This is a genomic window from Kaistella carnis, assembly GCF_003860585.1.
GTDB classification, from domain to species: domain Bacteria; phylum Bacteroidota; class Bacteroidia; order Flavobacteriales; family Weeksellaceae; genus Kaistella; species Kaistella carnis.
Genome location: NZ_CP034159.1, coordinates 1,060,229 through 1,076,440, shown reverse-complemented (window position 1 = coordinate 1,076,440; position 16,212 = coordinate 1,060,229). Strand labels below are relative to the sequence as shown.

General features: G+C 37.2%; 12 protein-coding genes and 1 pseudogene. 7 read left to right on the top strand and 6 right to left on the bottom strand.

The window, feature by feature from the left end:
• The first annotated feature begins 117 nt into the window (after positions 1 to 117).
• Together EIB73_RS04810 and EIB73_RS04805 are read left to right on the top strand one after the other, a co-directional pair.
• The gene (locus EIB73_RS04810) at positions 118 to 1,179 is read left to right on the top strand and encodes an efflux RND transporter periplasmic adaptor subunit (RefSeq protein WP_125023157.1); all 1,062 of its coding nucleotides are present in this window, start codon (positions 118 to 120) and stop codon (positions 1,177 to 1,179) included.
• A gap of 4 nt (positions 1,180 to 1,183) precedes the next feature.
• The gene (locus tag EIB73_RS04805; protein ID WP_125023155.1) at positions 1,184 to 4,372 is read left to right on the top strand and encodes an efflux RND transporter permease subunit; all 3,189 of its coding nucleotides are present in this window, start codon (positions 1,184 to 1,186) and stop codon (positions 4,370 to 4,372) included.
• 386 nt (positions 4,373 to 4,758) lie between these two features.
• Here EIB73_RS04805 and EIB73_RS04800 read toward each other — a convergent pair whose 3' ends face one another.
• Positions 4,759 to 6,882, bottom strand: a complete 2,124-nt coding sequence (locus EIB73_RS04800) for a Tex family protein (protein ID WP_125023153.1) — start codon at positions 6,880 to 6,882, stop codon at positions 4,759 to 4,761.
• Between the two features lie 200 nt (positions 6,883 to 7,082).
• Between EIB73_RS04800 and EIB73_RS04795 the strand changes: the two genes are divergently transcribed.
• The 5 genes from EIB73_RS04795 (at position 7,083) to EIB73_RS04775 (ending at position 11,183) form a co-directional block, all read left to right on the top strand.
• Entirely contained in the window at positions 7,083 to 7,472 is a 390-nt protein-coding gene (locus tag EIB73_RS04795) for a DoxX family protein (RefSeq protein WP_125023151.1), read from the top strand.
• A gap of 2 nt (positions 7,473 to 7,474) precedes the next feature.
• Positions 7,475 to 8,053: a TetR/AcrR family transcriptional regulator gene (locus tag EIB73_RS04790; RefSeq protein ID WP_125023149.1), complete on the top strand. Its 579-nt coding sequence runs from the start codon at positions 7,475 to 7,477 to the stop codon at positions 8,051 to 8,053.
• Positions 8,054 to 8,131: 78 nt separating this feature from the next.
• Positions 8,132 to 9,127, top strand: coding sequence for an NADP-dependent oxidoreductase (locus tag EIB73_RS04785; RefSeq protein ID WP_125023147.1), 996 nt, complete (start codon positions 8,132 to 8,134; stop codon positions 9,125 to 9,127).
• Between the two features lie 17 nt (positions 9,128 to 9,144).
• On the top strand, positions 9,145 to 10,305 hold the full coding sequence (locus EIB73_RS04780; protein WP_125023145.1) for an iron-containing alcohol dehydrogenase: 1,161 nt from the start codon (positions 9,145 to 9,147) through the stop codon (positions 10,303 to 10,305).
• A 197-nt stretch (positions 10,306 to 10,502) separates the two neighbouring features.
• Positions 10,503 to 11,183 carry a type 1 glutamine amidotransferase domain-containing protein gene (locus EIB73_RS04775; RefSeq protein WP_125023143.1) on the top strand — a complete coding sequence of 227 codons (681 nt, stop codon included), beginning with the start codon at positions 10,503 to 10,505 and terminating at the stop codon, positions 11,181 to 11,183.
• A 134-nt stretch (positions 11,184 to 11,317) separates the two neighbouring features.
• Here the strand turns inward: EIB73_RS04775 and EIB73_RS04770 are convergent.
• The 5 genes and pseudogenes from EIB73_RS04770 to EIB73_RS04745 form a co-directional block, all read right to left on the bottom strand.
• Positions 11,318 to 12,424: pseudogene (locus EIB73_RS04770) on the bottom strand (DUF2254 domain-containing protein).
• A gap of 178 nt (positions 12,425 to 12,602) precedes the next feature.
• Complete coding sequence (locus EIB73_RS04760; RefSeq protein WP_125023137.1) at positions 12,603 to 13,508, bottom strand: IS1595 family transposase; 906 nt, start codon at positions 13,506 to 13,508, stop codon at positions 12,603 to 12,605.
• A 44-nt stretch (positions 13,509 to 13,552) separates the two neighbouring features.
• On the bottom strand, positions 13,553 to 14,449 hold the full coding sequence (locus EIB73_RS04755; RefSeq protein WP_125023135.1) for a mechanosensitive ion channel family protein: 897 nt from the start codon (positions 14,447 to 14,449) through the stop codon (positions 13,553 to 13,555).
• Between the two features lie 38 nt (positions 14,450 to 14,487).
• Positions 14,488 to 15,312, bottom strand: coding sequence for an alpha/beta hydrolase (locus tag EIB73_RS04750; RefSeq protein WP_125023133.1), 825 nt, complete (start codon positions 15,310 to 15,312; stop codon positions 14,488 to 14,490).
• Between the two features lie 178 nt (positions 15,313 to 15,490).
• On the bottom strand, positions 15,491 to 15,991 hold the full coding sequence (locus tag EIB73_RS04745; protein WP_125023131.1) for an FKBP-type peptidyl-prolyl cis-trans isomerase: 501 nt from the start codon (positions 15,989 to 15,991) through the stop codon (positions 15,491 to 15,493).
• Positions 15,992 to 16,212 lie beyond the last annotated feature (221 nt).

Here is a 16,212-nt window from a genome sequence, read left to right as displayed (position 1 = left end):
TCCTTTTGACATTAAAAAAAATAATAATTAAGATGAAATCGCCAAGATTGATTAACCCAAATACCCTTAAAAATACAGCGATTGCATAAGTCCTTAAAAAAAAATAAATATATTCTTATGAAAAAAACTTTAATATATATTATCGTCGCAGTCGTACTCATCGGTTTAGGAGCGTACAAAATTGCCAGTAATAAAGCGAATCAAAAGAAAGAAGTAGCCGAAGTTGCCAAACAGGTTGATAAGATCAACGTGAATGTGGTGACGGCAAGCAGAGAAAACATCAATACCGATTATTCTGCCAACGGAACATTTATCCCGAAACAGGAAACCAATCAGTCTTCTGAAATCTCCGGACGTATCGTGAATGTCTTAGTGAGAGAAGGTTCCAGAGTAGGCGCAGGTCAGGTTTTAGCAACTATTAAAAGAGATGCGATCGAAGTAGATCTAAGCCAGGCACAGAATAATCTACAAAACGCCATCATCGATAACCAGCGTTATGAGAATGCATATAAAACTGGCGGAGTTACAAAACAACAGTTAGATAATTCCAGATTACAATTGAAAAATATGCAGTCTGCTGTTCGTGCACAAAGCGTAAGAGTAAATGATACAAGCGTAAGAGCGGGAATCAGTGGAATCATTAATAAAAAAATGGTTGAACCAGGAATGGTCGTTGCACCGGGAACTCCTTTGTTCGAAATCGTTAATATCAACAGTTTGAAATTATCTGTTTTGGTGGACGAAAGTCAGATCGGCAGAATTCAAATTGGACAAACTGTTCCAATTACTGTGAACGTTTTACCTGATGAATCTTTCGCCGGAAGAATTACCTTCATCGCTCCCAAAAGTGATGCCTCTTTAAATTTCCCGGTAGAAATTGAAGTGGCCAACAACGGAAGTTTAAAAGCCGGTATGTACGGAACTGCTTTATTCAAAACCAATTACGGTGCTGAAAATCAAAATATGTTAACCGTTCCAGCAGAAGCATTTGTAAATGGCGTAAGTTCAGGACAGTTATTCATCGTTGAAAACGGAACAGCGAAAATGATCAACGTGAAAACCGGAAAAGTATATGGTAACAAAGTACAAATCGTGAGTGGATTAAATGGAGGAGAGCAGGTAATTACCAGCGGACAGATCAACCTGGACAATGGTTCAAAAATAAACATCGTAAAGTAGAAAGATGAAATTAGCAGAAATATCAATTAAAAGACCCTCGTTAGTCATCGTTTTATTTACGATACTTACTTTAGGTGGTTTACTGAGTTACTCTATGATGGGGTACGAACTGATTCCGAAATTTGAAACCAATGTGGTAACGATTTCTACGGTTTATCCGGGAGCCTCGCCAAGTGAGGTAGAAACTTCGGTGACCCGTAAAATTGAAGATGCCGTGGGATCTTTGGAAAACGTAAAAAAGGTAGAATCATCTTCTTACGAAAGTCTCTCCGTAATCATGGTTCAACTGAATACCGGTGCTGATGTTAATTATGCCCTGAATGATGCACAACGTAAGGTAAATGCGATCTTATCTCAACTTCCGGATGACATCGATGCTCCGTCATTAAATAAATTCTCCCTGGATGATTTACCAATTATGACGATGAGTATTTCCAGTAATAAGTTGAACAACAGAGAATTGTATGACCTTCTGGATAAAAAAATTGAACCGATTTTTTCCCGTGTAAGCGGTGTTGCCCAAGTTGACCTCGTAGGTGGACAGGAGCGTGAAATTCAGGTTAATATTGATGAAAAGAAATTGCAGGGTTATAATATTTCCATTGGAGAAGTTCAGCAAGCGATCCTTTCTTCCAACTTAGATTTCCCCACAGGAAGTTTAAAATCAAGAACGTCTAAATCAACGATTCGACTATCTGGAAAATATAAGTCGATTGAAGAGATGAGCAATTTGGTAATTTCAAATAGAAATGGAGCGCAAGTTAGACTTTCAGATGTGGCAAACGTTTTTGATACTACACAGGATGTAGAAAAAATTGCAAGATTTAATCAGAATCCTACGATTTTGATGCAGGTAAAAAAACAGTCGGATGCGAATGCTGTTGCCGTTTCTGAAAACGTTCAGAAAACAATTGCTGATGTTACAAAGAATTATGCAGTTCAAGGTCTTAACGTGAAAATTGTTGATGACAGTACAGACTTTACTTTGGCAGCAGCAGACCACGTGATTTTCGATTTGGTGATTGCGGTGATTCTTGTGGCGATCGTAATGTTGCTTTTCCTTCATAATATTAGAAATGCCTTCATCGTAATGGTTTCGATTCCATTATCGTTGATTGCGACGTTCATTGGAATGTATTTAATGGGATATACCTTAAACTTAATGAGTTTATTAGGACTCTCACTGGTAGTAGGTATTCTGGTGGATGATGCCATTGTGGTCCTCGAAAACGTTTACCGACATATGGAAATGGGCAAGAGCAGAATTCGTGCAGCGTATGATGGTGCCTCCGAAATTGGATTTACCGTAACTGCAATTACCTTGGTTATTGTGGTGGTGTTCTTACCAATTGCGATGAGTTCAGGGTTGGTATCTGATATTTTAGCGCAATTCTGTGTAACCGTGGTTATGGCGACTTTGTTCTCTTTATTAGCGTCCTTTACTATTATTCCATGGTTGTCTTCAAGATTTGGAAAAGTCGTACATCTTACGGGTAAAAATCCATTTGAAAAATTCATCCTTTGGTTTGAAGGACAACTGGATAAATTCACGCACTTCATTACAGGAATTCTGGAGTGGTGTTTGAAAACCGGACTAAGAAGAATAATGACCGTTGTGATTACTTTTATTATTTTAATTTCCTCATTTGCGTTGGTCGCTTTCGGTTTCATTGGGGGAGAATTTTTCCCAAAGATGGATCGTGGTCAATTCTTGGTACAGATAGAATTACCGAAAGATGCAACCGTTGAAAAAACCAATCAGGTTACTTTAAATGTTGAGAAATATTTACGTTCTAACAATGATGTGGTTGATTTAATTACCACGGTGGGTCAGCAATCTACAGGTTTTGGAGCATCACAGGCAACCGTTTATCAGGCGGAAGTTCAGGTGAACTTGGTTGATAAATCAGAACGTGCCCAAAGCACCGATATTTTAGCGGCCAAATTCAAGAGAGATCTTGAAGAAAAATTCACCGGTGTCGAATTTAAAACCGCACCAATCGGATTGATGGGAGCAGATAACGCCCCAATCGAAATGGTGGTAACCGCTGCAGATAACGAAACTGCAAACAAAGAAGCCAATAGAATTTTAGAATTATTGAAAAAAGTTCCGGGCGCAGTAGATGCTGAATTATCAACCGATACCGGAAATCCGGAGGTTCGTGTAAATATCGACCGTGATAAAATGGCGACTTTGGGTCTTAACCTTTCCAGTGTTGGACAAGCGATGCAAACTGCGTTTAATGGTAATACCGATGGAAAATACCGCGCAGGGGAATATGAATATGACATCAACATCCGTTTTGCAGATGCGAACCGACAATCCATTGATGACGTAAGAAACCTAATGTTTACAAACGCGAATGGCGAACAGATCAGATTGAGTCAGTTTGCAACTGTTGACATGAGTTCCGGCCCGAGTTTGCTTCAGCGAAGAGACAAATCGCCTTCTGTAAAAGTAATGTCAAAAGTAGTAGGTCGTCCTGCTGGGGATGTTGCCAACGAATGGGCAGCCATGTTTATGGACAATGAAAAAACAAAACCAGCCGGAGTAAATTACATCTGGAGTGGTGATATGGAAAACCAGACCGAAGGTTTCGGTACTTTAGGACTCGCTTTATTGGCGGCTGTTGTATTGGTATATTTGGTAATGGTTTCGCTGTATGACAGTTTCGTTTATCCATTTGTGGTCTTGTTCTCAATTCCTTTGGCCTTGATCGGAGTAATGGTAATTTTGGCTTTGACCAATAATTCCATTAACATTTTTACCATGTTGGGGATGATTATGTTGATTGGTTTGGTGGCGAAGAATGCGATTATGATTGTCGATTTCACCAATATGCGTAAAGCGGCAGGTGAAAATACCCACGATGCTTTAATACAGGCAAATCACGCCAGACTTCGTCCGATTTTGATGACGACGATTGCGATGATTTTCGGGATGCTTCCAATTGCTTTAGCAAAAGGAGCCGGAGCCGAAATGAATAATGGTTTGGCTTGGGTAGTAATCGGTGGTTTAACATCGTCGCTATTCCTTACCTTAATTATTGTTCCTGTGGTATATTCACTTTTCGACTCTATGCTCAGAAGAATGGGTAAAGATGAAAAGGTAGATTACGAAAGTGAAATGGTAGCCGATTATGAACACAAAGAACTAAGTGAAGACGGATTTACTCCGAAACATCAGTTATAATTATAGTTATTTTATTTATGAAAAAGCCGTTTCAGTAATTGAAACGGCTTTTTTGTTGGTAAAAATTGGAGTTATAAAATTTTAATTTAGAAGCACCAAACGCTACTTACAAAACCCGTCCCGCTGTCCGCTATATCCCGCCAATGCGGGGATGCGGCTCCCATCGGGGCTATAACTTCAGACATTTCTTCTTGCCATAAGAAAATCAAAATGTCTGTCTCACAATTATATGAGCGGAACAAATCACAAAATCATACTCAATGAACTTTCCACCATATTTTGACCAATATTTAAGAAAAATCCCTTTGCTGAGCGAAGCGCCTTTGCGCCCGTAATTTATAAGCAGTCATTTTGTTAAAAACCTTGCGCCTTTGCGTTTAAAGAAATCACAAAATCATACTCAACTGAATCCGCTTTCTCGCTTCATCTACTTCGGTCACTTTCACCTGGACATGCTGATGCAGTTTTACCACCTCATTCACATCAGATACAAAACCTTCTTTCAATTGAGAAATATGAACGAGTCCGCTTTCTTTAATTCCGACGTCTACGAAACATCCAAACGCCGTAATATTATTGACGATCCCCGGAAGAATCATTCCTGCTTTTAAATTTTTAATGGATTTCACAGTCGGATCAAATTCAAAAACTTTCGTTGCTTTTCTCGGATCTAAACCTGGTTTTTCCAGTTCTTTCAGAATATCTTTAATTCCTAAAATACCAATCGCTTCCGTGATATAATTTTCAGGATTGATGGATTTTATAAGTTCTTTATTGGCGATGAGGTCATTCGTTTTGATACCTAGATCTTTCGCCATTTTTTCAACAATCGAATACGCTTCCGGGTGAACGGCTGAATTATCCAAAGGGTTTTTACCATTCGAAATCCGAATAAATGCTGCCGCCTGTTGAAAGGCTTTTTCTCCTAATCTCGGAACTTTCTTTAATTGTTTCCGGTCTTCAAAAGCACCATTTTCTGCACGGTAATTCACGATGTTTTCTGCCATCTTTTCCCCAATTCCGGAAACATAACTGAGCAAAGATTTACTCGCCGTATTCAGATTAATTCCAACTGAATTCACACATTTCATCACCGTAGAATCCAGTTCATTTTTCAATTGCGTTTGATCTACGTCATGTTGATATTGTCCGACTCCAATTGATTTTGCATCAATTTTTACCAATTCAGCCAACGGATCAGAAAGTCGTCTTCCAATAGAAATTGCACCACGAACCGTCACATCATAACTCGGAAATTCATCTCGCGCAATTTTACTCGCCGAATAAACCGACGCACCAGCTTCTGAAACAATGAAAACCAATGGCGGTTTATCAAAAGCAATTTTCTTAATAAAAAACTCCGTTTCCCGACTTGCTGTTCCGTTTCCAATGGAGATCGCTTCAATGTTAAATGAATTCACGAGCGACCGAATTTTCTTCATCGCCATTCCCGTTTCATTCTGCGGCGCGTGTGGATAAATAGTTTCGTTGTGTAATAAATCGCCTTTTTCATCAAGGCAAACGATTTTACAACCACTTTTAAATCCGGGATCAATTGCCAGAATTCTTTTCTCGCCTAATGGCGGAGCGAGTAGAAGTTGTCTGAGGTTTTCAGAAAATATTTCAATGGCTTTCTGATCTGCTTTTTCCTTGGCTTCCTGTAAAGTTTCATTAGAAATCGCGGGTTCCAGCAATCTTTTATAAGAATCTTTGATGGCCAAAGCAATCTGATCTGCACACTCATTATTGGATTTAATGAGGGTGTTTTCTATGAATTCCAGCGCTTCTTTCTTATCAATTCCAATATTGGTCTTTACAAAGCCTTCCGTTTCTGCGCGTAACATCGCCAATAATCGGTGCGATGGAATTCTGTTCAGACTTTCTTCCCAATCAAAATATTGCGAAAATTTCTGGGCGGCTTCTTCCTCTTTTTTTGCCTTAATGACTTTGGAAGCAATGACTGCTTTTCTTTGAAACAATCGGCGCAAATTTTTCCGAACGTACATGTTTTCGTTGATCCATTCCGCCATAATATCTCGCGCGCCCTGCAAAGCCTCTTCTTCCGTAGAAACTTGATCGTTCAAATATTTGGAGGCTAAACCTTCAAGATTGTTGGCGTTCTGACTCATAATCATTCTTGCCAATGGTTCTAAACCTTTCTCTTTCGCCGCATCGGCTTTCGTTTTTCGCTTTTTTTTGAAAGGCAAATACAAATCTTCCAGTTCCTGCAAATCGAAAGTTTCTTCAATTCTTTGTTTGAATTCCGGCGTTAATGCATTTTGTTCTTCAATTGATTTCAGAATACTTTCTTTCCTTTTAACTAGTTCTTCAAATTGTTTATTCAGTTTTGAAATTCCTTCAATCTGAACTTCATCTAAATTTCCCGTCGCATCTTTTTGATAACGGGAAATAAATGGAATCGTACAATCTTCCGCTAACAGTTTCAGCGTTGCTTTAATATTGTTTTCGGATATGGGAAGGGATTTTTTAATATAATCAATGGAATTCATGCGGCATTTTTAGAAGTGCTAAAATAAGAGTTTAGGAGGAATTGAAAGAACTGTTTTGGAGAAATTAAAAGTCTTTCAATTAAATTAAAGATCATTGAATTAAACTCAAAAAAGTTCCCAAATTTCTGTAATAGATAAAATAAATGAACGATCATTCTTTTTTTTGTATCTTTGTTCTGTTAAAAATTAAAAAACTAAACATGAAAGTAATATTTTGGGTCATCACAAGCATCCTTTTAGCAGTTTTAATGATGGTCTCTGGATTTTATCATTTATTGAAACCTGAATTTTATGTTCCTATCGTTCCGTCATTTCTACCATTTCCGTTGGGAATCGTTTATCTGTCCGGAATTGTAGAGTTGTTGCTGGGAATAGTGACCTTATTCTTAAATCAAAAATACACGAAGTATGGACTGTTCGGAATTTTCATTTTAATGGTGATGTTTCTGCCGATTCATATTTTCGATGCGATGAAAGATCAACCTGTTATCGGAAGTTCAACAGTAGCATATGTTCGATTGGCTTTTCAATTCGTGTTGATTTGGCTGTCTTGGAAATCCTATAAATTTACTTCGCTCGCAAGAATTTAATCATGATTAAAAAAGAAAAAATATCTGACAAGAGAACTGCGCTTTTAAACGCAACCTTGACTTTGGTGAATAATCATGGTTTTCATAATACTCCGATGTCCAAGATTGCGAAATTAGCGGGTGTCGCTCCCGCTACGATTTATCTTTATTTTGAAAACAAGCAGGACCTTGTTAACAAGTTGTATTTAGAGGTAAAAGAAGATTTTAGCAATTGTGCTTTCGAAGGTTACAGTGAAGATTTATCGGTGAAAAAAGGATTTGAACTGATCTGGTTTAATATCGCGAATTACAAATTATCTCAAATTAAAGAAACCAATTTTTTAACGCAATGCGACAACAGTCCGATGATTGAGGAAGAGATTAGGGTAGAAGGTTTAAAACATTTGCAACCTTTACTCAATTTGTGGCAGAGAGGAAAAAATGAGGGAATTATAAAACCACTTACAGACTACGTTTTGTACGCCTTCACCATTTATCCTTTGTCTTTTTTATTGGGAATGCAGGAAAGAGATATTCACACTTTAAGCGAAACTGAGAAGCAGGAAACGTTCAAAGCAGCGTGGGATGCGATAAGAATGTAATTTTTTAATTAAATAAAGAATGAACGTTCATTAATAATCATACTCTATAGAATTTAAAATGTAAAAAAATTAAACATAATGAATAAAACGATCATATTAAACAGCCGACCGGTTGGGAAACCTCAACTCTCAGATTTTAAATTTGTTGAGGAAGAAATGCCTGCTTTAAAGGAAGGCGAAATTCTTTTAAAAACAAAATTTGTTTCCGTAGATCCTTATTTAAGAGGAAGAATGAGTGATGCAAAATCGTACGTTCCGCCTTTTGAACTTCAAAAAGCAATGAGTTCCGGAGTTGTGGCAGAAGTGCTAGAATCTCAAAATGAGAAATTCAAAAAAGGAGATTTTGTCTCAGGAATGTTGAACTGGAAAGAATTTCAAACTTCAATCGGAGAAAATCTTTTAAAAATAGATGATAAAATTGCGCCACTTTCCAACTATCTCGGTGTTTTGGGAATGACCGGATTAACGGCTTATTTTGGCTTGACAGAAATTGGTAAACCGCAAAAAGGAGAAACCCTTGTTGTTTCCGGAGCCGCTGGAGCCGTTGGAAGTATTGTTGGTCAAATTGGAAAGATTTTAGGTTGTCGCGTTATCGGAATCGCCGGAACTGATGAAAAAGTAGAAATGCTAAAATCTAAATTTGGTTTTGATGAAGCCATCAATTATAAAACAACGGAGAACATGACCAAAGCGATTGCAGAAGTTTGTCCCGATGGAGTTGATGTTTATTTTGACAATGTTGGTGGAACGATTTCCGACAGCGTTCATGCGAATATCAACAGATTAGGAAGAATTATTGTGTGTGGCGCCATTTCGGCTTACAACGATACTTCAGTTCCTCAAGGTCCAAGAGTTGAACATTTTTTAATTCGTAAAAGTGCCTTAATGCAAGGTTTCATCGTAGGGAATTATGCAGACAAGTTTCCGGAAGGAATGAAACATTTATCGCAATGGTTGAGCGAAGGAAAACTTATTTATTCAGAAACCATCGTGGAAGGTTTTGAAAATATTCCACAGGCTTTTATCGACCTTTTTGAAGGTAAGAATAAAGGAAAAATGATCGTAAAAATATAAACAGTAAAAAAAAAAATATGAACAATTTTAAATACAGAAATCCAACAAAAATCTTGTTTGGTAAAGGACAAATTGAAAATCTTCCAACAGAAATTCCAGCAAATTCAAAAATACTCATGCTTTACGGCGGAGGAAGTATTATGAAAAATGGAGTTTATGACCAGGTAAAAAAAGCACTTTCAGGATATGAAGTGGTAGAATTTGGTGGAATTCCTGCCAACCCGGAATACAGCGTTTTATTAGATGCGCTGAAAGTCATTAAAGAAGAAAACATCACTTATCTTTTAGCAGTTGGTGGCGGTTCTGTAATCGACGGAACTAAATTTTTATCAGCCGCTGCTTTATATGAAGGCGAAACTCCTTGGGATTTATTAACCAATAAAAAACCAGTAACCGAAGGAATGCCTTTCGCAACAGTTCTAACACTTCCTGCAACAGGTTCAGAAATGAATTCAGGTTCCGTAATTACGAGAGCAGAAACTCAGGAAAAATTAGCCTTTGGTGGACCTGGAATGTTCCCGCAATTTTCTGTCCTTGATCCGGAAGTGATCAAATCAATTCCACAACGTCAATTGGCGAACGGAATTGCTGATGCTTTCACGCACGTGATGGAACAATACATGACGTATCCAATTGGTGCCAAATTACAGGATCGTTTCGCTGAAAGTATTATGCAGACTTTAATTGAAGTGGCTCCGGCGATTATGAAAGATCCAACCAATTATGAAGCAGCATCTAATTTTATGTGGAGTTGTACCATGGCTTTGAACGGTTTAATTCAGCAAGGAGTTCCGGGAGATTGGGCAATTCACTCGATGGGTCACGAATTGACCGCGATGTACGGAATCGATCACGCTCGAACTTTAGCTATTTTAGCCGGAAATCATTACCGTTATAATTTCGAAACCAAGAAAGAAAAATTGGCGCAATATGCCGAACGCGTTTGGAATATTACAGAAGGAACTTTAGAAGAAAAAGCCCACGCTGGAATTGACAAAACCGATGAGTTCTTTAAATCTTTAGGAATCGATATTAAATTATCAGACTACACGAAAGATTATTCAGAAACCGGAAGCACAGTTGCAAAACGTTTCACCGAAAGAGGTTGGGAAGGACTTGGAGAACATAAATCTTTGAAACCTTCTGATGCTCAGAAAATCATCGAAATGAGTTACTAAAAATCAGAATTATAAAAATTCATACTAACAATTCATTGCGTGCATTGCTAAGTGAAACGCCTTTGCGAACTTTAAAGAAGTACTTAAAACAGCATTTTTTTGAAGAAACCATTGCGAGGCTTTGCGTTAAAATTTCATTGTTCAATATGAATAATCATTAAATTATTAAAAATATAAACACTTAAAAAAAAATAGATATGAAAATATTATTTGTCTTAACATCACACGATCAATTAGGAAACACCGGCGAAAAAACTGGATTCTGGATTGAAGAATTCGCAAGTCCTTATTACTATTTAGTTGATAAAGGAGTTGACGTGACTTTAGCTTCTCCAAAAGGCGGTCAACCACCGATTGATCCAACTAGCGACAAACCCGAAAATCAAACAGAATCGACTATAAGATTTAAAGCTGATAAAGAATTACAGGAAAAACTAAGCAAAACGCACAAACTTTCTGAAGTTTCATCTGACGATTACGACGCCGTATTTTATCCGGGCGGTCACGGACCTTTATGGGATTTGGCAGAAAGCGAAACTTCCGCAAAACTGATCGAAAGTTTCTACAATTCTAACAAACCTGTATCTTTCGTTTGTCACGCTCCCGCAGCGTTGAAACATGTGAAAAATACGGATGGAGAACCTTTAGTAAAGGGTAAAAAAGTAACCGGATTTACCAATACCGAAGAAGAGTTGGTGAAATTAACCGATGTTGTTCCATTTTTAGTTGAAGATATGTTGAAAGAAAACGGAGGAATCTACAGCAAAAAAGGAGATTTTGAAGAATATGCAATTGAAGACGGATTGTTGATCACGGGTCAAAACCCGGCTTCTTCAGAAAAAGTGGCTGAAATGCTCTTGGCTAAACTTCAAAAATAAAATAGACTTCATTTCTACTGAATTAATTAAAAATGTTCCAAAGTGAGTTTTCGCTTTGGAACATTTTTTTGATTTAGTATTTTTAAAGTCAGTTCTTAAAAAAAAATATTTTATTTGCTTGCGAACTTCATTTGTTATCTTCTTATTTTTTGAATCCACGCTTCAAATAAATTCAAATATAAGTGTTGATGATCTTTATTTTTTAGTTGTTGCAGCATTTCCAGAAACGTTGCCTGAATGTATTGATCCTGTTTTCCGTAATTCCAAATCGGTTCCAGACACTGATCAAATAATTTTTCAAAGGATGAAGTTTCTGAAAATATGGAGATTTCATCTTTATTATTTAAAATCGATTGGGGCAACTGATGGTATTTCCTGTAATCGAAAAGCGCAAATAGGGCATGCAATGCAAGTACCGCAGTTCCCGGATCATTGATTCCCGGACTGAGCGCTTTGATGGCAATCTCTGAAAGGTGCCGAAAACCAAAATCGGCGTTTCGGTCAATGGGTTGGCCTGTGAAAAAATCTGCACAATCGGCAATGTCTTTCAGAAGTTTCGGCGTCAATTTCTCCTTGCCGTATACTCTTATACAAGGCGTTCCTTCTAAAAGAAACTGGCCTGCAGGAAAAAGAAATTGAATCTTAACATCATTATTTTCTGAAATTTCCAGTAATCTTTTGGCATTGAAACCTTGAAAATAATCTGATCGCTGTGCAGGAATAATGGTGGAACTTCCCTGAATCCAACTTGGTGATAAAGGCTGAATCTCAGCGAAATCGCGTTCCATTGTTTTAAAAGTCTGGAAACGCACACGATTGATTACGGTTTCGTATTTTACAGTTTGGGTAACATAATTCAAGAAATAGATGAACAGAAAAAGATCATTCACCGTAAGCACAATGAGAAGATAAATACTCAGCGCAGGCACATAAACACCACTGGAAATATCACGAATCGTGCTCAATAAAAATAAAGCATAAACAACGGTGCCGATATAAATTCCCAGAATTACCTACTGAAAACGGTTTTCTATCATGCTTTTCAAAACACGGTTGCTCATTTGCGAAGCTGCCTGATTCAACACAATCATCACCATCGAAAAACTGAAAACGGTAAGTGAAATAATGGTGCCTGCCACCGTTGAAATAATAGTTCGGGCGGTGCCGGCATCTTTCAAACTCAGCCAGCTTAAATTAGATTTGATATGTTTTCCGTACTCCGAAAAATCAAATTCCAACATTCCCCAGGACAACCCAAGAAATCCTATGGCAATAATAGCAGGATAGAAAGCAATGCTCTCGATCGTTTTGTTGTAATAAATTCGGATCCATTTGCTGAAACTCATTCTAGGGATTTTTTCGGTTCAAATGGCGGGTAATCGTCTTTCGTATTTAAAATATATGTATATCCGTTTTTCATCATACTCCTGTAATGCTTGCTATCACAAGTCTATCGAACAGTTTATCTTCAAAATATCTCCGATTTAACTTATAAACAAACTCATTTAGATAAAGTTGAAGGTTTTTGCGTTTTATTTTGTGGTAATTTCCTAATAAATTCCTTTTCGCATTACTGATAAATATGTGAACCCAACGCAAAGTATCTTTTGTAGTTTCTTTCGAAGATTTTTCTGAAATATGAATTTCTACAAGTTGTGATATATCAACATATGACGTGCTTTGATCTGTAAAAACTATGCTGGATTCTGCCAAAGATTCTTTAATAGTCTCATTAATTCCCTCTGCTGTATGATCTTCTAATACTATTGCTTTAAAATATCTACAAGATTTCGATGTCTCTCCTGTTTCTATATTTTCTAATGGCGTAGATTCCGCCATCACTGCAACATTTTGCTTTCCAACTGCACCTCTTCCACGAATCCCTTTCTCTTGTTCCAGTTCTCTAGATTCAACTGTAAAATACCCTTCATCCATTTCAATCATGCCCTCTAAAGTGTATCTTTCATCTCGTTTTCCCATTGCTTTTCTCAATTTGTGCATCATGGCCCAAACTGGCTCATAGCGCTTCAAACCTAATTGCCTTTGCATTTCTTTAGCAGAAAATCCCTTTTTTGTTGCACTCATCAAAAACATCGCTTTATACCAAACTAGAAAGGACAAATTGGAATTCTCCATGATGGTTCCACTTCGTAATGCAGTTCGCTTTCTACAAGATTTACACTCGTAACTTAATCTGCTTTTAATCCAAAAAAAATCAGTTTTTCCGCACTTGCAGGAAACACCAATTTTGTCACGTTCTGCTTTGAAATGAGATATACAATCCTCTTCACTGCTAAACTCTACGCCAAAACTAAAAATATTCATCTCAATTATTTAATTATCAAACAAATATACGGAATTATGGGAAGTTACGGACATACATATAAAATATCGATCGGGAAAGGTTTTGTACGATCGTACCATTTGATTTCCTGGATATCAGATGGGAGGGAGAATCCTTCTTTCATCAAAACTTCTTTTACGAGTCTAATGATTTCACTTTTAATTTCTCGCACGCCTTTTTTATAATTCAAAGTATCTGCCCAGAAATAGGTGCGAAGATTTACAGTACTCGTCGCCAACTCTTCGACGACGGTAAAGGGTTCCTTTTCTTTGATCATGGTAGCCGTTGGTTGGATGGTTTTAAAAATCAGCGAAATTGCTTCTGTAATATTATCCTCATAAGCGATCCCAACCACAAAGTCTAACGGTATTTGACCATCTCGTGTAAAATTGGTTACAGGCTCTTTAACTACGATAGAATTCGGCAAGAAAACATCTTTCTCATCAAAGGTTTTAATGTGCGTGGTTCGGAAATTTAAAGCTTTAACGTGCCCCGTAAAATCCCGAATCTGAATGGTGTCATTTAAACTGAAGGGTCTGTTGAAAGCCAATATTAATCCACCCAAAAAATTCTCCGCAATTTCTTTAAAGGCAAAGCCGAAAATAAAAGCCGAAATCCCGGCACCGGCGAGTAATCCTTTAGCAATACAAATTAAACCCATGGTTTGCATGGCGAATATAACGCCGATAATGATGAGCACAACCTTGGAGGTCTTGCTTAGAAAAGTCACAAAAAGTGGATCGTGATCTGCATTTAGAAATCTTCTCTTGATTATTCTAGAAAGGTATTGAGCAATGTAATAAAACGCGGTTAAAATAACCAGGGCGAAAATAATGCGTGGTAAAGATTCTACTAAATTATTCCAATAGCTGATAATTGAATCTTGTAAACCTTGCACAAAACCAATGGGATTATCTTTCATAAGCTGAAATTTAACCTAAAGATAAAACAAATAGATTGCTATTTGCTGTTTATATCCATGAATTTTTTTGTTTCATCAAACCGATCGCTCCAAGGAAAGAAATATTGTAAGATCATCGGTATGTGTTTCTTTTTCAAAAATATCGGCTTCACCTCCGGTTGAAATTCATTCAGTTTTTTAAGAAAATGTTCATTCGCCGTGGTGATTGAAGGATAGGTTTTGGTTCCGACATATATTAAAAAAGGCGGCGAATTTTGATCCAGGAAATTAATAGGAGAGGCTTGATACCAGTTCTGCGGATCTGTACTCCAGGTTGTGATATAATCGTCTTTTGTTGTTGGCGGATTTTTTTCCAGATAATCTTTCATATCAATTCCGGCTGCGTCATTTAAAATTATTCCGGAAATCGATTTTTCATCAATGCCAAATTTCGGATTTAAAACTGCGTTGGTAACCAGTTGTGCTCCTGCAGAATGTCCTGTCACAAATAGATTTTTTGCGTCTCCGTGGTATTGAGAAATATTATTTTGAACCCATTTTACGGCTGATGCGATCTCGGTCGTCATTTCATCCACATTCGCTTTTGGACTCAAAGTATAAGAAGGAATCACCGTAACAACATCTTTTTTTGCAAAGTTCCGACCGAAAAAACCATATAGATCTTTATTGCCGCTGTTCCAGTTGCCGCCATGCACGAAAATCAAAACCGGGAGTTTTTTATTTTCAGAATTCTTCGGCACAAAGATATTCAGCTTCAGATCCTCTTTGCTTTTCGTTTTTCCGTAAACCACATCTTTGTATTTCATAGTGCTGCAGCTCATCATCATTAAAATTCCGAAACCCAGATAAAATATTTTTTTCATACCTAAAAATACGAGATTTTGTTGAACAAAGTTTGTAAAGAACAAACAGTAATTTTACATAAACTTATGTTCAAAATCTCTCTGGCAATTAAATTTATTTATATCAGTATTTCAATAAATATTCGCAAATAAAAAAAGCTACGAAAATCGTAGCTTTTAATTGTAAGAAAAAATGTTCTTAGTGTGCTTCATTACCATCAACGCCATGGGCGTGACCATGAGATAGTTCTTCTTCGGTTGCCGGTCTTGTAGAGGAAACTTCGATATCGAAATGCAAAGTTTTTCCCGCCATTGGATGGTTGAGATCCACAATTACTGCTTCCGGAGTTACTTCCAAAACAACAGCATTTAAATGATTTCCTTCCGGATCCTGCAAAGGTAACATGGCACCAACAGGTGGCATACCAGATTGTGCAAACATTTCTACGGGCAATTGCGTAGTTGCGTTATCTACTTTTGCACCGTAACCTTCTTCCGGAGTAATGGTGAAAGATTTTTTTTCTCCTGCAGCCATTCCCTGAATTTCTTCTTCAAATTTAGGCAACATCATTCCTACACCATATAAAAAGGTAAAAGGGTTTTCTAAATCTGTTTTTTCGATGAAAGTCTTTTCGCCGTTGTCTTCCAGCGCGTTTAAAGTGTAATGTAATGCTACAACGTGATTTTTGTCTATAGTCATAAAGGGGGTGTTATCAAGGATACGATCATCCTTTTATTAAAATTTTGTTGATCAATGGGTTATTTTTAATTTGATCCCATTGATTGCAAAGATAATATTTTCAATTAAACTGAATTTTTACCAAACTTAGGATTCAAAAACGTCTAGAAAATTTTAAAAGAAATCTGAAGAACTTTAACTTTAATAAAAATTGATCAGCTGATTATTATCTTGAATTTAAG